This is a genomic window from Polaribacter sp. Z014 (genome assembly GCF_023555435.1).
Classification (GTDB): domain Bacteria; phylum Bacteroidota; class Bacteroidia; order Flavobacteriales; family Flavobacteriaceae; genus Polaribacter.
This window is the reverse complement of sequence record NZ_JALCZP010000001.1, coordinates 542,748-561,202: the sequence shown is the minus strand read 5'-3', so window position 1 is coordinate 561,202 and position 18,455 is coordinate 542,748. Positions and strand designations below refer to the sequence as shown.

At 30.4% G+C, this 18,455-nt stretch carries 14 protein-coding genes; 6 read left to right on the top strand and 8 right to left on the bottom strand.

Annotation, left to right across the window (positions count from 1 at the left end; translation table 11 throughout):
• Window positions 1-87 precede the first annotated feature (87 nt).
• Entirely contained in the window at window positions 88-1,857 is a 1,770-nt protein-coding gene (dxs, locus tag MPF19_RS02560) for a 1-deoxy-D-xylulose-5-phosphate synthase (protein WP_249986656.1), read from the top strand.
• A gap of 57 nt (window positions 1,858-1,914) precedes the next feature.
• Here dxs and MPF19_RS02555 read toward each other — a convergent pair whose 3' ends face one another.
• The 5 genes from MPF19_RS02555 to MPF19_RS02535 form a co-directional block, all read right to left on the bottom strand.
• Entirely contained in the window at window positions 1,915-3,252 is a 1,338-nt protein-coding gene (locus MPF19_RS02555; RefSeq protein ID WP_249986654.1) for a deoxyguanosinetriphosphate triphosphohydrolase, read from the bottom strand.
• Between the two features lie 388 nt (window positions 3,253-3,640).
• Window positions 3,641-5,401 (bottom strand): Na/Pi cotransporter family protein, encoded by a 1,761-nt coding sequence (locus MPF19_RS02550; protein WP_249986652.1) that lies wholly within the window; start codon window positions 5,399-5,401, stop codon window positions 3,641-3,643.
• 76 nt (window positions 5,402-5,477) lie between these two features.
• Window positions 5,478-6,143 (bottom strand): SMI1/KNR4 family protein, encoded by a 666-nt coding sequence (locus tag MPF19_RS02545; protein WP_249986650.1) that lies wholly within the window; start codon window positions 6,141-6,143, stop codon window positions 5,478-5,480.
• Between the two features lie 270 nt (window positions 6,144-6,413).
• Window positions 6,414-8,192: a ribonucleoside-diphosphate reductase subunit alpha gene (locus MPF19_RS02540; protein ID WP_203392646.1), complete on the bottom strand. Its 1,779-nt coding sequence runs from the start codon at window positions 8,190-8,192 to the stop codon at window positions 6,414-6,416.
• Between the two features lie 3 nt (window positions 8,193-8,195).
• Complete coding sequence (locus MPF19_RS02535) at window positions 8,196-9,470, bottom strand: ribonucleotide-diphosphate reductase subunit beta (RefSeq protein WP_203392647.1); 1,275 nt, start codon at window positions 9,468-9,470, stop codon at window positions 8,196-8,198.
• Between the two features lie 388 nt (window positions 9,471-9,858).
• Between MPF19_RS02535 and MPF19_RS02530 the strand changes: the two genes are divergently transcribed.
• Window positions 9,859-10,050 (top strand): cold-shock protein, encoded by a 192-nt coding sequence (locus tag MPF19_RS02530; RefSeq protein ID WP_068447358.1) that lies wholly within the window; start codon window positions 9,859-9,861, stop codon window positions 10,048-10,050.
• A gap of 155 nt (window positions 10,051-10,205) precedes the next feature.
• Window positions 10,206-11,222 carry a COX15/CtaA family protein gene (locus tag MPF19_RS02525; protein WP_249986648.1) on the top strand — a complete coding sequence of 339 codons (1,017 nt, stop codon included), beginning with the start codon at window positions 10,206-10,208 and terminating at the stop codon, window positions 11,220-11,222.
• A 209-nt stretch (window positions 11,223-11,431) separates the two neighbouring features.
• On the opposite strand, the gene MPF19_RS02520 is transcribed toward MPF19_RS02525, so the two are convergent.
• Entirely contained in the window at window positions 11,432-11,854 is a 423-nt protein-coding gene (locus tag MPF19_RS02520) for a molybdenum cofactor biosynthesis protein MoaE (protein ID WP_203392649.1), read from the bottom strand.
• Window positions 11,855-12,049: 195 nt separating this feature from the next.
• On the opposite strand from MPF19_RS02520, the gene MPF19_RS02515 reads away from it, so the two are divergent.
• Window positions 12,050-12,325, top strand: a complete 276-nt coding sequence (locus tag MPF19_RS02515; RefSeq protein WP_203392650.1) for a DUF3817 domain-containing protein — start codon at window positions 12,050-12,052, stop codon at window positions 12,323-12,325.
• A gap of 126 nt (window positions 12,326-12,451) precedes the next feature.
• Here MPF19_RS02515 and moaD read toward each other — a convergent pair whose 3' ends face one another.
• Window positions 12,452-12,694, bottom strand: a complete 243-nt coding sequence (gene moaD / locus MPF19_RS02510; protein WP_203392651.1) for a molybdopterin converting factor subunit 1 — start codon at window positions 12,692-12,694, stop codon at window positions 12,452-12,454.
• 12 nt (window positions 12,695-12,706) lie between these two features.
• Window positions 12,707-15,163, bottom strand: a complete 2,457-nt coding sequence (locus tag MPF19_RS02505) for a DUF5686 and carboxypeptidase regulatory-like domain-containing protein (RefSeq protein WP_249986646.1) — start codon at window positions 15,161-15,163, stop codon at window positions 12,707-12,709.
• 220 nt (window positions 15,164-15,383) lie between these two features.
• Here MPF19_RS02505 and MPF19_RS02500 point away from each other — a divergent pair, with 220 nt between their 5' ends.
• Both MPF19_RS02500 and ruvA read left to right on the top strand, forming a co-directional pair.
• Window positions 15,384-17,672 carry an NADP-dependent malic enzyme gene (locus tag MPF19_RS02500; RefSeq protein WP_249986644.1) on the top strand — a complete coding sequence of 763 codons (2,289 nt, stop codon included), beginning with the start codon at window positions 15,384-15,386 and terminating at the stop codon, window positions 17,670-17,672.
• A 196-nt stretch (window positions 17,673-17,868) separates the two neighbouring features.
• Entirely contained in the window at window positions 17,869-18,450 is a 582-nt protein-coding gene (ruvA, locus tag MPF19_RS02495; protein ID WP_203392654.1) for a Holliday junction branch migration protein RuvA, read from the top strand.
• The last annotated feature ends 5 nt before the right edge of the window (window positions 18,451-18,455 follow it).

Here is an 18,455-nt window from a genome sequence, read left to right as displayed (position 1 = left end):
AATTAAGTAAAATATTTACGATAAATTTGTATTTATTAACCGCCTGTTTTACGCACACAATATTTGATGTTGTATTTTTACATTTGAATGAAGAATTTGTTAGACCATATACAAAAACCTAAAGATTTACGAAAATTAAATCAAAATCAATTACCTCAACTCGCAAAAGAATTGAGAGACTTTATTATTGATATTGTAGCAACCAAAGAAGGGCATTTAGGTGCTAGTTTAGGCGTTGTAGAATTAACGATTGCTTTGCACTATCTATTTGACACCCCAAATGACTTATTGGTTTGGGATGTTGGCCACCAAGCCTACGGACACAAAATTTTAACTGGTAGAAAGGATGTTTTTCATACCAACAGACAGTTTGGAGGCATCTCGGGTTTTCCATCAAGAAAAGAAAGTGAATATGATGCTTTTGGTGTAGGACACTCCTCTACTTCTATTTCTGCAGCCTTAGGTATGGCAATTGCTTCTAATATTAAAGGAGAAACAGAAAAACATCATATTGCTGTTATTGGGGATGCTTCTATTGCAAGCGGAATGGCTTTTGAAGCCTTAAATCACGCAGGAGTTTCTAAAGCAAATTTATTGATTATTTTAAATGACAATGCTATTGGAATTGACCCTTCTGTGGGTGCTTTAAAAGAATATTTAACCAAAGTTAAAACCGATAAGAGACTTGCAGCTCAAAACAATATTATAAAAGCTTTAAATTTTGAATATTCTGGTCCTATTGACGGACATGATTTACCAAAAATAGTATCAGAATTAAAACGATTAAAGGACGTAAAAGGCCCAAAGTTTTTACATATAATTACCACAAAAGGAAAAGGTTTACAGAAGGCAGAAGAAGACCAAGTAACCTATCATGCACCCGGTAAATTTGATAAAATTTCTGGCGAACGTATTAAAACTGCAGCAAGTTTATATACTAAATACCAAGATGTTTTTGGAAAAACAGTGGTAGAGTTAGCCGATAAGAATGATAAAATTGTTGGTATAACTCCCGCCATGTTAACAGGAGGCTCTTTAAAGTTTATGCTAGAAAAGCACCCCAAAAGAACTTTTGATGTTGGTATTGCAGAACAACATGCCGTAACTTTAGCTGCAGGTATGGCAACGCAAGGTTTAGTGCCTTTTTGTAATATTTATTCTACATTTTTACAACGTGCTTATGACCAAGTAATTCATGATGTTGCTTTACAAAATTTACCTGTTATTTTCTGTTTAGATAGAGCTGGCTTGGTGGGTGAAGATGGCGCAACGCATCACGGAGTTTTCGATATAGCGTATTTACGTCTAATTCCTAATTTGATTGTTTTTGCACCAAGAAATGAAATTGAATTACGTAATATTTTATACACCGCTCAATTAGGTTTAAACAACCCAATTGCAATTCGATACCCTAGAGGAACCGGAACTATTATCAATTGGAAACAACCTTTTAAAGCAATAGAAATTGGTAAAGGAATTTGCTTAAAAGAAGGAAATAAAGTAGCAATTTTATCCGTAGGAACCATTTCTAAAAATGTAACCGAAGCATTAGAATTAGTTGATAATTCATCAGAATATTCTCATTACGACATGCGTTTTGTAAAACCTTTAGATGAAAACTTATTACATACCATTTTTAATAAATACCAAACAATTATCACCATTGAAGATGGTACTATAAAAGGTGGTTTTGGTACTGCTATTTTAGAGTTTTCGTCAGACAATCATTATAAGAACGAAATTAAAAATTTAGGAATTCCAGATCATTTTATTGAACATGGTAGTGTTCTTAAACTACAATCAAAATTAGGATTAGACCCTATTAGTTTAGCAGAAAATTTTAAAAAATTATCCTAAAAAGATACTTTAAAAGCGTCTTTTTAGAGTAATAATAGCATGATCAATACTAATTTTTTAAATAATATTACCCGTTATTTTTTTATGCATTCTAATTGCATAACTGTCAGACATTCTAGAAACATAACTACATATTTGCATGATTCTATGATACAAACTACTGGTTTCTGTTTGATATTCTTCTGGTAATAAATTTAATACCAAATTATCAAAATTAGATTGATTTCCTTCAAACTTATTATTTAATGCGGATACAAAAACATCTAATAAATCGGCAATAATTCTATAGCCAGCAACCTCTTTTTCTACAACTTCTGTACTTTTATAAATTTTATCGACACTTATTTTTAAGATGTCGTTAATTTGCGCCTCGTACTTGCATTTATCTAACAAAGATTTTTCGAAAGTTCCCTTTAATATAGCTTCCTCATTTGCTAAGAAAATAGAAACTGCTTCGTTAATTAACACACCAATTGCCAAAGCTCGTAAATAACTAACTCGGTCTGTTTTGTGTTCTAAAGAATGGTATTTTTTACTATCAATAGTATCTTTTACCAGCTTAATCATATATTCTAGAGCAAACTCTTCTTCAATTAAACCCAAATTAATTCCGTCTTCAAAATCGATAATTGTATAACAAATATCATCTGCCGCTTCCACTAAATACGCCAATGGATGTCTGTAAAAAGAAACTGCCGTAGCCGATTTTTGTTTCATTCCTAAATCTTGAACAACATCTAAAAATGATGCTTTGTCAGATTGAAAAAAACCATATTTTTTATCTACAATATGATTTGTTGGTTTTTTTGGAAGACTTTCTTTTGGGTATTTTAAAAACGCTCCTAAAGTGGCATAACTTAAACGCAAACCTCCAGGAATTGCCATTCTAGATTCCGTTAAAATTTTAAATCCATTAGCATTTCCTTCAAAATCTATTAAATCTTGATATTCATTTGCTGTTAATTGCTCTTTGTATTTTTCCCCTTTTCCTGTTTTAAAGTACTCGCCAATTGCTTTTTCTCCAGAATGACCAAAAGGAGGATTACCAATATCGTGCATTAAAGAAGCCGTACCCACAATAGACCCAAAGTCATTAAATGTATACCCTAATGCTACTAAATTAGGATGGCGTTCTAACAACACTTTACCTACTCTTCTACCTAATGTTCTACCTACAACGGAAACTTCTAAACTGTGGGTTAAACGTGTATGTACAAAGTCTGTATTAGATAACGGAATTACTTGTGTTTTATCTTGTAAACTTCTAAATGCAGACGAAAATATAATTCTATCAAAATCTACATCAAAACCCAAACGAGTTTCATCTTGTGCTGCTCTTGGGCGTTTTTGTGTGTCGCCAAAACGTTTTAAAGAAAGAAGTTGTTCCCAATTCATTTATCTAATAATTATAATGTTTGATTTGTAAAAATACAAACTATTATTTTGGGTTGAAAGCAGTAACTAAAAAACTAATCTATTTTAAATTTTATGAGGTTTTTTAAAAAAATTTATTCCCCATGTTATAAACTACGTCTATTTTTATTCTTTTAATAGAAAACCAAACATGGTAAGCTGGCAGTAACTCAAACGTTTTGTACTAATACCAATGAAACACCATTTTTAAAGGTTTTAAATTTAGCCGATAATTACAACGTTAAAGAAAATATATTAACCTTAAATGTGGGTAAAATAGCTACTTTAACTCTTTTTTGAAGCTATTTACTTTGATTAACAATCTAGAATTAAATTTTTAGAAATTGATATTCTAAATAAAGACATCTAATTACTTATCATTTTCTAAGATTGAATCTTTTTCTGAATACAACAATTCTGCAACCTCAATTAATTTCATAATTAAATCGTTTACATTTACATTATCATTTACTATGGATGATGCCATATCTGTTGTTATAAGATTTTTTCTTATCAATTTATTAATAGATTTATTATCTGCTTGCAAAGCGGATTTAGCTGCTTTTTTTAATTTTATTAATTGATCGTAATATTCGTCTTTTTCTTCCTTTTTTCTAAACAAATAAATTACTCTTAAAACTTTTACTACTTTCTTCCTAAACTTGTTGTATTCTTTCTTAATATACTCATTATCCGATTCTAAATATGCTACTACATTTTTCTCTAAATATCTTGCGTCTCTAATAATTTCAACCATTTTTCGGTTGGCTAATTTTAATTCTGACAACCTATTATTTTGCTCTTTTGTAAGCTTAAGATCTTGCTGACCTCTTGCTGCAAAACTGATAATTTGACCATAAATATTTTTTACCTTATTGTAGTATAACAGATTTACATCAACATTCATTTTTTCTTTAGAATCCTCAACTATTTTTTTTATTCTTTCATCCGATTTTATAGCATCTCTATGCACATTTAATGCGTGTGCAACAATTTCAAAAATGGCATTTTTGTATAAATATTTAGATTCATTTAAAAGTGATGACACAAGCGTTCCTGGAAACTTTAATATCGCTTCATTTAAATATTTTGGTTCATCTACCTCTTTATTTTTATTTTCTTTAAATATTTTCAATAAATAATTCTCAAGCTTTTTAATAAATGGCACCATTATTATTACGCCAATAAGATTAAATATGGTGTGAAATAGTGCTAATTTTAAGGTATAATCTGTTGCTGCTATATGCACCCAATCTGCAATATTATTAACCAATTTTGACAAAGGATAAATAAAAGCCACCGCTACAGCACCTGTAACAACATTAAAAATTAAATGAGCACCTGCCAATCTTTTACCGGCAATATTAGAATTTAGCGAACCTAAAACAGCAGTTATGGTTGTACCAACATTGGCTCCAATTGCCAATGCCAACGCATTTTCATATTCAATTTGTCCGGCTGCTAAAGCTGTTAAGACCAATACTAAAGAAGCTGCACTAGATTGCAGTACCACTGTAATTACCACACCAATTGCGGTATACAACAACACGCCTTTAAACCCAGAAACTGCGTATTCTGTTAAATTTATTTGCGTACTAAAAACATCAAATCCTTCTTTCATAAAATAGATTCCTAGAAAGAAAAAACCAAGACCTGCAAATACATTTCCAATTCCTTTAAAAGTCTCTTTTTTTTGAAAAGTAAAAATTAAACCAAAAATAATCATGGGCATTGCCAAAGTGGCTATGTTAATTTTTAGTCCAAAACCAGCCACTAACCAAGCCGTTGTTGTGCTACCAATATTGGCTCCGAAAATTAAACCCAATCCACCAGATAGACTTATTAAACCAGCACTAATAAAAGAAATAGTAATTACAGAAACCAAAGAACTAGATTGTAGTAAAGCTGTAACTAATGCACCTGCAGTGATACTTTTATATAATTTATCTGTGGTTTTTTTTAAAATATTTTGAAGTGGTCCTTTGGTAAAAACTTTAAACCCTTCTTCTAACATACCCATTCCAAACAATAGAATAGCAACACCTGCTGCAATGGTTTTAAAATTTGGGTTGAAATACAATACAATTGCAACGATTACTAAAAAAGCCACAAATAAGAGTTTTTTTATCATCTTAAAAAAATACAGGTTTTTAAAAAGTTTATGTAAACATAACATTTAATAGTTGAAAAACAAAAAAGAGAAGTCTTTAACCTAAACCAAGTTTTTCCTCTGTATCTAATTCTCTAATTACTTCATACCCCTCTTTTGTGAGTAATTTTAACCATTCTGTAAAGTTTTTAACTTTATAATGCAATTTGTGATCTATATAATACGCTAAAGACCATTCATTATCTTTTACTACTTCTGAAGTTAACCAACACCACGCGCCACCATTAGAATCTTCCGTCATTAGGCAAAGTAAACTGTCTACATTTACACTTTGTTCTTCTAATTGAATGGTTTCCCCTAAACTTTGATTATAATCTTTTAAATAAGAATAATTTTGGATACCATCTATTCCTTGAGTAAAAACCCAATAACCACCGTCTCCAAAATACTTTAAAAATATTTTATAAGAAATTGGTAATTTTAATTGGAGTTTATTTTCAATTGACGTTATTTCTTCATCGTTCAATTTCTTACCAACCTTATCGTGCACATCAAAATTTTCTAGTAAATTTAGAATAGCATTTGAAATTGGATGCTGAAAATCTGGTGAATTTTTAAATCTTTCTATGTTTTTAGCTTGCTCTACTTTCTTTAGCATCTTCTTTCTTGTTTCATCAGATTTTTCTTTATTCTTTTTAGCCAATAAAGAAACACCGAAAGAAATAACACCTAAAATTATGAAACCAATTGTTTTTGTAGTCATACAACCTTTCTTTTACACAAAATTTAAAAGTAAAAATACAAAGAAATACTTCATTTTCTTTTTTGCTAAAAGCACACAAACAAGTTTAGCCCAGATTGAAGCATTTGTTTGAGCTCTTTTTTGTCTTTTTCTGACAAAAAAAGCGAGTGCGGAAAGCTGGAAATAGCTTCAAAAAAAAAGAGAGAAACATTACTGCTTCTCTCTTTAGTTACTTTATGTTATGAGATTTCTCTGAAAAGTCGAAATGACACGTGGAGAAAAAATATTAGATTATCCTTCACAAGAAGCACATTCTTTCTTTTGCTTAAATTTCTGTGCAGCATTCATACTGTGTTGGTAATACATAGATTTTACTCCTAATTTCCAAGCATTAATATAAACGGCATTTACTTCTTTAATTGGCATATCTGGATGCACCATAATGTTGATAGATTGCCCTTGATCTATATGATTTTGTCTGTTGGCAGCCTGATACACAATTACATTCTGGTCTATTTCTGAATAGGTTTTAAAGACATCTTTTTCTGCGTCTGTTAAGATGCTTAAATGTTGAACAGAACCATCATTATCTCTAATACTTTTCCAAACATCTGATGTATTATGTCCTTTCTGTTCTAGAAGATTTTCTAAAATTGGATTCTTTATTGTTGTTTTAATCTTAGCAATATCTTTTACATAAATATTAGACCAAATTGGCTCAATTCCTTGAGATACTTGTCCTAATATAAATGCTGATGATGTTGTTGGTGCAATGGCATTTAAGGTTGTGTTACGTCTTCCGTATCCTTTTAATACATCTGGCTCACCATATAACTTCGCCATTTCTTCTGATGCTTTGTAAGACTTTTCTTTAATCACCTTAAAGATTTCACTGTTTAAAGCATACGCTTCTGCACTATCAAAAGCATGCATTTTAGATTGTAATAAAGAATGCCAACCTAAAGCCCCTAAACCTAAAGCTCTATTTTCTTTTGCAAATTTATAGGCTTTTTCCATAAAACGAAACGTAAACTGATCATCTCTATCTTCTGAATCTCTATACACTTCTAATTTGGTAATAAATTCTTGCATTACTGCATCTAAGAAATAAGTAAGTGTTTCTACAGCGTCTGTATCTTTCCACTTATCGTAGTGTAATAAGTTTACAGATGATAAACAACATACAAAAGACCAATCTTCATTAGATGGTAACATGATTTCTGTACACAAGTTACTTGCATAAATTTCGTGGTTTTTGTCTTTGTAAACATCTACCGTTCCGTTATTTGCATTGTCTCTAAAAAGTATATAAGGATATCCTATTTCTCCTCTTCTTTGTAATATTTTCGCCCAAATACTTCTCTTTTCTACATCACCATCAATCATTGCTTGCATCCAATCGTTACCAACGGTAACTCCATGCGTTAATTCTTGTATTGGGTTTCCTTCTGTTCCTATTTCTAAAAACTCTTTAATATCTGCATGATCTACAGGTAAATATGGAGAAAAACGTCCTCTTCTTACAGAACCCTGACTTACAACATCCACCATTTTCTCGAACAATTGCATGATGTGTACAGAACCAGACGATGAACCGTTATTTTTTACATCGGCACCTCTTTTACGTAATTTACCAAAGTAACCAGAAGTTCCTCCTCCTAATTTAGACATCATACCAACTTCTGATTGTGAGAACAAAATATCTCCCATATCATCTGCCACGTGTGATCCAAAACAGCTAATTGGTAAACCTCTTTTTTTACCAAAATTAGACCAAATTGGAGAAGCTAAAGAGTAATAACCCTCCGCCATATATTTATAAAACTTATCAGAAAAACCATCCAATTTTAAAATACGTTCTGCATTGTCTGCTATTTCACGTATTCTTTCTTCTGGTGTGGTATCTCCTGTTAAATAACCAGACTCTAAAAATTTACGGCTATTTTCTGTTAGCCAGGTAATTTCTGGTTGGTTTTTACCTTTAAGCATTTCTTTCCTAGCAGCGTTTCTAACTTGAATTAACTGTTCGTGTTCTGTAAGTTCTGTTGTTTTTGTTTCGTTCAAGTTCATAGTTTAAAATAAGTCGTCGCTAGTTATACTTTTTGTTCTTTTACTGTAGTTGATAGATCTCTTTACAAAGAAATCGCCATGTTTGGTTCCAATAATTTCATCATCAAACCAATCTGTTTGTGCTAATAATGTTTCATCAACATCAAATATTTTAGAGATACCAATACTCTCTAAAGAGTTATTAAATCTGTTTTTTATAAATTCATTAATTACATTTTTAGGTAGAAAATCTAATTCTCCTTTTTCAAAAATCCAATCAATTAGTTTACTTTCAGAATTAAAAGCTTCTTTACAAGTTTCTTGAACTAATAAATTATGCTCTTCACTAAACCAATCTGGATTTTCTTCTTTTATAATTTTAATCAAATCGATACCAAAATCTCCATGAATCTGCTCTTCTTTAGAAGTAGCTTCTACCACATTAGAAATTCCTTTTAGTACATTTTTATGCTTGTTAAAAGCCATAATAATCAAAAACTGAGAAAATAAAGATACGTGCTCAATAAATAGAGAAAATAAAATTATAGATTCAGAAAACTCTTGATTGTCTTCACTATTCACATTTTTTAAGGCAGCTTCAAGGTAACTCACCCTTTTCATTATTACAGGTTTTTTCTTTAAGTTTTTAAACTCATTATTTAACCCTAAAATTTCTAATAAATGAGAATATGCATCATGATGACGTACTTCACTTTCTGAAAACGTAGCACCAACAGAACCAATTTCTGGTTTTGGCATTTTTTTATAAATATCTCCCCAAAAAGTTTTAACAGCAACCTCAATTTGAGAAATTGCCAACATGGTATTTTTTATAGCATTTTTTTCTACCTCAGTAAGAGATGTCTTAAAATCTTGTATATCACTTGTATAATTAAACTCGGTATGTATCCAATAAGAATGTCTAATAGCATCTACATATTCTCCTAAAGCAGGATAATCGTAAGGCTTTAAATTTATTCTTTTTTCAAAAATGTTTGGCTTTCTACTTCTTGTTTGTTCGTCTCTGTATAAAATATAAGCCTTTGCAACATCATGAAAAGGACTGTCCATTAACTTATATTCTACGATATCTTGTACCTGTTCTACTGTAGGAATATAATCTGGTTCATTTAACCTTCTTTCTAATAAAGTACCATGTACAATATTAGAGATTGCAATGGCATCATTTCTAGAACCATGATTTACAGTAATCATTGCTTTTTCTATAGCTTTGATAATTTTTTCTAACTCAAAAATGGTTGTTTCGGAGTCTCTTTTTATAATGTGCGTAATTTCCAAGGTAAAAGAAGGGTGTTTAATTGTTTATTTTGCTGTTAGCAAAGATTGGATTTTTTGCTTCAAAATAAAAGTTATACTTATTCACAAAACCCTTGAAGTTTTTAACAAATCGCGTATTTTCTCTAATTTACCGGAAAAAAAACGATTTATTAAAAACCTCATATTCATTATATTATCAACTAAAAAACGCTGTAACCTCTACCTGTATTGACATTCTTAAAACATCTCTATTAAACAATTAGCCCAATAAAAAATTGCAATAATTTTTCACTTAGAAACTTTCATTTTTTATAAAAAAAAAGAAATATTTATTTAGAACATCATTTTTGTTATATCAATTAATATAATCTTATATTTGCAGTATTATTAACATTTATATTATATTATTTTGAAAAAAGGAACAGTAAAATTCTTCAACGAATCTAAAGGATTTGGATTTGTAACAGAAGATGATTCAAACACAGAGTACTTTGTACACGTATCAGGATTAATTGACGAAATTAGAGAAGGTGACGCAGTAGAGTTCGACCTTAAAGAAGGTAGAAAAGGTTTAAATGCAGTAGACGTTAGAGTTCTATAATTTTAAATTTTTTGAAAAGAACAAGTCGCTTAATTTTTTAAGCGGCTTTTTTTTGTCTTATTTTTGTAGAATAAACACAAATAACATTAGTTAAGACTTCGCTTATTAAAAATTTATTAGTGAAACACTAGTGCTTATATAATTAATCTGACATCGTGAAAAGTAGCTTTCCGAAAACCGTACAAATTGCCATTATATCTGTTTATCTAATTTTTTTAGCGGGTTCTGTTGTTAGAATGACAGGCTCTGGAATGGGGTGTCCCGATTGGCCTAAATGCTTTGGGTATTATATTCCGCCTACAGCGGAAGAACAAATTACTTGGAAACCAAATACCGAATTTAAAAAAGGGTTTATCATTATTAAAGATGAAGCCTTGTTTGTTGCAGAACATACCGTTAAAACTGCTGATGAATTTAAAATTGACAATTGGAAAAAATACACCAAACACAATTACGCTAAATTTAATAAATATCATTCTTGGACAGAGTATATTAACAGATTGTCTTCTGTTTTAGCTGGTTTTGTTTTCTTATTTCTAATCTACAAAGCAACAAAATACAGAAAAAAAGATAAGAGAATTCCCATATTAGCATACACAGCTTTCTTTTTAATGTTGGTGGAAGCTTGGTTAGGAAAAACAGTAGTAGACACTAATTTAAAACCAACAATAATTACGATTCACATGGTTATTGGTTTAATAATCATTGCGCTTTTATTACAATTACAATTTATTACTTCGAATAAAAAAAAGAGCTACAACTACAATCCAATCTTTAACAAATTACTTCTTATCTCTGTTGTATTTTCGTTGATTCAGATTGCAATGGGAACGCAAGTAAGACAATTTATAGACGAACAAGTAAAACTTTTCGGTTTCGAAAACAAAGATTATAGTTTAATGAATCCGAGTTTTAAATTCTACTTTCACAGGTCTTTTACCATTGCAATTGTATTGGTAAATCTAGGATTGTTTTATATAAATCAAGTAAAAAACCTCGGCTACAAGTTAGTAAATTGGGTAGTGGCGCTCATTTTTATAGAAACCATTACAGGAATTTTAATGTATTACGCAGAATTTCCTTTAGGCACACAAGCAACACACTTACTAGTTGGAGCTATTTTATTTGGATTACAATTTTATTTGTGGTTACAGAGTCGCTCTGTTAAGTAAACAGTATGCAGTTTACAGTGGCTATTTTCAGTAACTCACTGTTGTGCAAGCTGAATACTAAAAAATTAACCACATAGAAACATAGAAAATACAGTGTTTTTTCTGTGTTTTTTTTTTAAAATTTTATAATTTAAAAATATTGGAACTCTGTTTTTTTTTATTCTCAACAGTAAGAAACTGAAAACTGAGACTGCCACTGCAAACTAAAATCACGGATGCGCATTTACCCAAACTTCACCGTCTGAGAAATATTCCTTTTTCCAGATAGGCACTGTTTCTTTTAAAGTATCAATAGCAAACTCACAAGCCGCAAACGCTGCTTTTCTATGTTTAGAAGACGTAGTTATAATTACTGGAATTTCTCCTACCCGCAACATTCCTTCTGCATGATGAATAGCAATTTTTTTAATATCGAAATTTTCTAACGCCAAATCTGCAATTTTCTGCATCTCTTTAATTGCCATAGGTTTGTAGGTAGAAAAATCTAATTGAGTAACTTCCTTTCCTTGTGTATCATTTCTAACAGTACCCACAAAGGCTGAAATTCCGCCACAAGCATCATCTTCTACAAAACGATAACACTCTTGTAAGTCTAATTTTTTAGATGTAATTTTAATTGAAGTTCTTCTCATAATTAAAAGATATTGAAACAAGTTCAATAGGAAAGCAAAAATAGTAAAACAAAGTTGTAATTTTGCATTAGTGAAAATCTGATCAAGATTTTCACTAATTGAAACTAAATTAATCGCAAAGTTTATAAAGGAAATAAAATTTTCTGTGAACCTCTGTAGAACACGCTGTTTACTTCAGTGAAACAACCTCTTAAAATGAAAAATATCTTTAGAATTGTAAGTATCCTAGAAGGAATCTCTTACCTATTATTATTACTGATAGCAACACCAATTAAATATTTACAAGGTGATGATACTTATGTAAAAATGTTGGGAATGCCTCATGGAATTCTTTTTATGCTATATGTAGTTTTGGCCTTTATGCTTAAAAAAGAAATGAATTGGAATAATAAATCTTTTGGATTTGTTTTACTTGCTTCTATCTTACCTTTTGGTACTTTTTATATTGATAAGAAGTATTTTCAAAAATAGATTGTTGGTTGTTACGCTGAGATTAGCTGAGAAAACACAGAGATTCACAGAGTTTTTTTTATAAACGGATAACACAAGAGTATTTCTTCCCTTTGGGAAGATTAAGATGGGCTTTTGATGGACTTTTTACCCTCCGCTTACCGGAGGAATCACAGCAACAACATCATCCTCTTTTAAAACCAATTCATCTGCTGCATAACTTTCGTTGACTGCAATTGCATAAGAATCGATGTTTTTTAACTGAGGATATTTTTCTTTCAGAAAATTCTTAAAACCTTGAACTGTTTCTATTTTAGGTAGCTCTAAATTTAAAGCCGAAGTTTCTACTAAATCTGTGGTAATCCCGAAAAAAAGTACTTGAATTTTCATATTCCAAAAATATTAAAACAAACTTAATCTAAACAACAAACCGTTGTTTTTAACTCCTGCATGAAAAGATTTTACATAATCTACTCTTAAAAAACGCCATTTACCAAAACCTATATTATCGATACCTACAGAATATTCTGTATATGGTTTTTTATTTGCCATAACTAAGGTTTTTGCCCCTCCAACTAAATGGAAGTTCAATTTATTTAATAATGGAATTTTCCCTAAAACGGCTCCTTTAAAATTATGTTCAATATGAGCTTCTGCATATTTATCATTGGTATAAAACTTATAATACTCTAATAAACCAAAACTATTTAGCTCGCCATCTAAAGGAAAAATTAATTGGTTTCCATTAGCTTGTAAATAATCCATAAAAGCAATGTTTTTCTTTTTTAGAAACATGCCTCCTCTTAAATAATAAGTTAGACTTCCATAATTTCCGGCATTAATATCTTGTTTTAAATTTACTGTAAATACATCTGAATTTAATTCAGCATTAGAAGCGCCAAACCGTTTTGTATACTTAATATTTAAGGATGGATATTTCTCATTCCCAATATTTTCTTTTCTATCGGGATAAGACAAATATTTTTGCCCGAACACAAAAGTAGCACCTACATTTAATGTGGCAATTTCATTTTCTTCAAACACATCAATTACCTCTGATGGATTGTTAGAAGTATAACCTCCATTATGGCCTTGCTTTGCAAAAGAATAATCGGTAGTATTAAAAAGTGGTTTTCTATTTGCGTATTCTAATGATGATGATAGGTAAATTCCATTTTTAATTTCTTCTGAATAACTGATTTTCCCAAAAGTTTTATCATAAATTTTTAAATAATTTAACCTTCTTATCAAAGAGCTAATGGTGTTATTTATTTTCATTATTGGCTCTCTGTCATTAAATTGAGTTGCTGCAACCCCTCCTGAAATCGTCATTCTTGGCCTCGAAATATTATTCCAATTTTTAGTAAAAAAGAAAGTTGGTCTTAAGCGTTTATCAGAAAAACCATAATTTGCTTTTACACCTGCATTCCACCATTTCCCAATTTCATTTTGCTCTTTAAAATAGCTAAAACCTAAAGAAGCATTAAAACCTTGTACTGTATTATAATTAAAATCCTTTATTAGTCCGTTGTAAGAAACAGCCCATTTTTCGTAAGAATTTCTATGTGTATGGCCCATTATGGGCGAAAGTAAATTAAACCTATTTTGCTTCTTATTTACAGAATCTAAATATTTTTTAGATTTTCTAACAAGTTTTAAACTGTCTTTAAATTTATAATCTGTAGTTTCTTCTAATGTTAATGGAACGGGTCTTAAACTGTTCCAATACACGGTGTCTTTTTCTGTAGCTTCTTTTTCAAACCTTAATACTTCATTGGTAAAAGTATCTTCATTATAAGTAGGGTTAAAATTATAATCGGAATATCCAGATGAAAAACGTCCATCAAACTTAAAACCAAAAGCATCTACTTTAAAATCTATACTCTGACTTATTAATACCCAAGCATTATTTACTGCGGAATAATTATAGTTTTGTTTTAAATGTAAAACATCTACCATTGGTATGTTTACTTGCGCACCCGTTACGGAAACATCTGTACCATAAATAGCCCAATCATCTTCTACAATATATAAATATCCATTAAAAACACGATCATTTTTTCGTTTAGGAATTAGTTTTATTTTATTAATGAGTTTGCCGTTTTTATTATAAAAAGACCCTACTAATTTATATTTATAATAACTAAAAGCATTGGTAGAAATTGGCGAAATTAAATCATTACCAAAGGTTACACTATTATTATAAAAATTGATATTTGCATCTTCTGCCCTGTTAAAACTGATACCATTATCTGTTCCGCTTACTTTAGAGGCAATAATTTTTTCTTTAAACTTTTTTGGTTTTTTCTGAAAATGAATTTCAGAAACAGTTTCAGAAAGATATATAATTCCGCTTCTTGTAGAATCTAAACCTCCGCCAAAATCTCCCAAATTTTGGCCTAAAAACTTTTCTGGAGCATCCTTAATTTTATACAAACCTCTAGAGTAAAATTTAGCAGTATATTTTGCATACTTATCTGTATTCTTCTCTTTATTGGAAATAACATTTCTAATAATTCTGTTTGCAGGATTGTCTTTTGTAGAAATAGAAATTTCTGCTAACTGAACATCTTCCTGCTCTAATTGAACATTTAACTCAAAAGGAAAAGAAGTAATATTGACTTTCTTTTTTACGGTTTTATAACCCAAAAATTGAAAAACGATTATATGCTTTCCTTTTTTGTTGATATTTAAAACATAATCTCCATTATCATTAGAAGTTGTACCTGTAACTGTTTTATTTAAATATACACTTACAAACGACAAAGGATTGTTTTTTGTATCTGTAATTCTCCCTTTTACTTGTGATAAAACAGAAAATGAAACTAATAAAAACAGATATAAAGTAGTTTTTTTCATACTTAAGCTCAATTAATAGTCACAAACATAAACTTTATGAAACAAGTAATTCAATAAAATTTGTTAAACAAGCAATATCAGTTACCTAATTTAAAGGTTCTTAAAAAACAAAAGATGCTATAATACCAAAAACATATCTTATCAAAAGAAAGAAAAATAAGTTTTCTCTTCCGCTGAAAATCATATATTTGTAAGCTTAAACAAGTAAAGAATTATTATCATGAGCGATTCTAGAAAAAGACACGAAGCTTTATTATATCACGCAAAGCCAAAACCAGGTAAGATAGAAGTAGTACCTACTAAAAAATATGCTACTCAGCGAGATTTAGGATTGGCATATTCTCCTGGAGTTGCCGAACCTTGTTTAGAAATTGAAAAAGATAAAAACAACGCATATAAGTACACTTCTAAAGGAAATTTAGTAGCCGTAATATCTAACGGAACAGCCGTTTTAGGGTTAGGAAATATTGGTCCGGATGCTTCTAAACCAGTAATGGAAGGAAAAGCTTTATTATTTAAAATATTTGCTGATATTGATGTTTTTGATATTGAAGTAGATGCAACAGATGTAGAACTTTTTATACAAACCGTAAAAGCAATTGCACCCACTTTTGGTGGAATTAATTTAGAAGACATTAAAGCTCCTGAAGCTTTTGAAATTGAAAGACGTTTAAAGGAAGAATTAGACATCCCAGTAATGCACGATGACCAGCATGGAACCGCTATTATTTCTGCGGCGGCCTTAAAAAATGCAATTGACATTACAAATAAAAAGATTAGTGAAGTAAAAATTGTTGTAAATGGAGCTGGAGCTGCTGCTATTTCTTGTACACTTTTGTATTTAAAACTTGGTGTAAAGAAAGAAAACGTTGTTATGTGCGACAGTAAAGGGGTTATTAGAAGAGATAGAGACAACCTAACTTCACAAAAAGCAGAATTTGCAACAGATAGAGATTTAAACACTTTAGATGAAGCTATGCATAATGCTGATGTATTTATAGGTTTATCTAAAGGAAATGTAGTTTCTCCAGAGATGCTTTTATCCATGGCAAAAGACCCTATTGTTTTTGCGATGGCAAACCCAGTTGCTGAAATAGATTACGATGTAGCCGTTGCTACAAGAAAGGATATTATTATGGCTACAGGAAGATCTGATCATCCTAACCAAGTAAATAATGTGCTTGGATTTCCATTTATTTTTAGAGGTGCTTTAGATGTGAGAGCTACTAAAATTAATGAAGAAATGAAAATGGCTGCTGTGCATGCTTTAGCCGATTTAGCTAAAAAATCTGTACCAGAACAAGTAAATATTGTGTACGATGAAGTAAGTTTAGCTTACGGAAGAGAATACATTATTCCTAAACCATTTGATCCAAGATTAATTTATGAAATTCCACCAGCGATTGCAAAAGCTGCTATGGATTCTGGTGTTGCTTTACAACCTATTGAAGATTGGGATAAATATAGAGAAGAGTTAATGGAACGTTCTGGTTCTGGTAATAAAGAAATTAGACTTTTACATAACAGAGCAAAAAGCAATAGAAAACGTATTGTGTTTGCAGAAGCAGACCATTTAGATGTTTTAAAAGCGGCACAAAGAGTGCATGACGAAAAAATTGGTAAGCCTATATTATTAGGAAGAAAAGAAGTTATCTTAGCTTTAAAAGCAGAAATAGGCTTTACTGCAAATGTGCCAATTATAGACCCAAAAACAGATGAAGAAACAAAACGTAGAGAACGTTTTGGAGATATTTACTGGAAAAATAGACGTCGTAAAGGACGTACATTATCTGAAGCAACAAAATTAATGCGAGAGCGTAATTATTTTGCCGCTATGATGGTAAATGAAGGTGAAGCAGATGCGTTAATTACAGGATATTCTAGACCTTACCCAACCGTTTTAAAACCAATCTTAGAACTTATAGAGAAAGACAAAGGAATTACCAAAATTGCTGCAACGAACATTATGCTAACTAAACAAGGCCCGTTATTTTTAGCAGACACTACGATAAACGTAAACCCGAATGCAAAGGAGTTGGTAAAAATTTCTCAAATGACAGGGAATTTTGTAAAAATGTTTGGCATGAAGCCAAATATGGCAATGGTTTCTTTTTCTAACTTTGGATCTTCAAATTCTGAAACTTCAAAGAAAATTAGTGAAGCTGTTTCTTACTTACATCGTCATTTTCCAGACACTATTATCGATGGAGAATTACAAGCAGATTTTGCTCTAAACCCAGAAATGCTGGCAAAAGAGTTTCCATTTTCAAAACTAAATGGTAAAAAAGTAAATGTTTTAATTTTTCCGAATTTAGAGGCTGCCAACATCACCTATAAATTAATGAAACAATTAAACCATGCAGAATCTATTGGTCCAATCATTTTAGGATTAAGTAAACCTGTACATATTTTACAGCTAGGTTGTAGTGTAGATGAAATGGTTAATATGGCTGCTTTGGCTGCTGTAGATGCTCAAGAAAAAGAAAAAAGAAGTAAAATACAAGAGTAGAGACTTAGAATAGGTGTAGAATTAAGAAACAAGACTAAAAAGAGAATAAAGGATAGCGAAAAACAATAACATCATTATTTGTCTATCATTTATTCTCTAATATTTGTTTTTTTTATTTATCATTTATAAAATTTAAATTGCTCACACAACAAACCTAAAATAAATTCTTACTTTAGGCGCTTAGAAAAAGAACGATATGATTACACAAATTAGAGGAAGATTGGTAGAAAAAAATCCAACAGAAGTAGTTGTAGATTGCAATGGAGTTGGGTATTTATTACATATTTCTTTAAATACTTTCTCTAGTTTACCAGATGATGAGGCCGTTGTTTTATATACACATTTATCTATAAGAGAAGACGCGCACACTCTTTTTGGCTTTATTACTAAAACAGAAAGAGAAGTTTTTAAATTATTAATTTCCGTTTCTGGTGTTGGACCAAGTATTGCACGAACAATGTTATCATCCATGACCTCAGAGGAAATACAACATGCAATTGCATCCGAAAATATACCATTAATACAATCTGTAAAAGGAATTGGTCTAAAAACTGCACAAAGAGTAATTGTAGATTTAAAGGATAAAATTTTAAAAACCTTTAATATTGATGAAGTTTCTTCCTTTACAAGCAATACCAATAAAGATGAAGCGTTATCTGCTTTAGAAGTTTTAGGTTTTAATAAAAAACAATCCGAGAAAGTTATCGCTACGATTTTAAAAGAAAACGCAGAAGCTTCTGTAGAAAATTTAATAAAACTAGCCTTAAAAAATTTATAATAATT

Excerpts from the sequence above, each read along its gene's own strand:
- dxs (WP_249986656.1), top strand. The coding sequence starts at position 88 with ATGAAGAATTTGTTAGACCATATACAAAAACCTAAAGATTTACGAAAA.
- MPF19_RS02555 (WP_249986654.1), bottom strand. The coding sequence starts at position 3,252 with ATGAATTGGGAACAACTTCTTTCTTTAAAACGTTTTGGCGACACACAA.
- MPF19_RS02550 (WP_249986652.1), bottom strand. The coding sequence starts at position 5,401 with ATGATAAAAAAACTCTTATTTGTGGCTTTTTTAGTAATCGTTGCAATT.
- MPF19_RS02545 (WP_249986650.1), bottom strand. The coding sequence starts at position 6,143 with ATGACTACAAAAACAATTGGTTTCATAATTTTAGGTGTTATTTCTTTC.
- MPF19_RS02540 (WP_203392646.1), bottom strand. The coding sequence starts at position 8,192 with ATGAACTTGAACGAAACAAAAACAACAGAACTTACAGAACACGAACAG.
- MPF19_RS02520 (WP_203392649.1), bottom strand. The coding sequence starts at position 11,854 with ATGAGAAGAACTTCAATTAAAATTACATCTAAAAAATTAGACTTACAA.
- MPF19_RS02515 (WP_203392650.1), top strand. The coding sequence starts at position 12,050 with ATGAAAAATATCTTTAGAATTGTAAGTATCCTAGAAGGAATCTCTTAC.
- moaD (WP_203392651.1), bottom strand. The coding sequence starts at position 12,694 with ATGAAAATTCAAGTACTTTTTTTCGGGATTACCACAGATTTAGTAGAA.
- MPF19_RS02505 (WP_249986646.1), bottom strand. The coding sequence starts at position 15,163 with ATGAAAAAAACTACTTTATATCTGTTTTTATTAGTTTCATTTTCTGTT.
- MPF19_RS02500 (WP_249986644.1), top strand. The coding sequence starts at position 15,384 with ATGAGCGATTCTAGAAAAAGACACGAAGCTTTATTATATCACGCAAAG.
- ruvA (WP_203392654.1), top strand. The coding sequence starts at position 17,869 with ATGATTACACAAATTAGAGGAAGATTGGTAGAAAAAAATCCAACAGAA.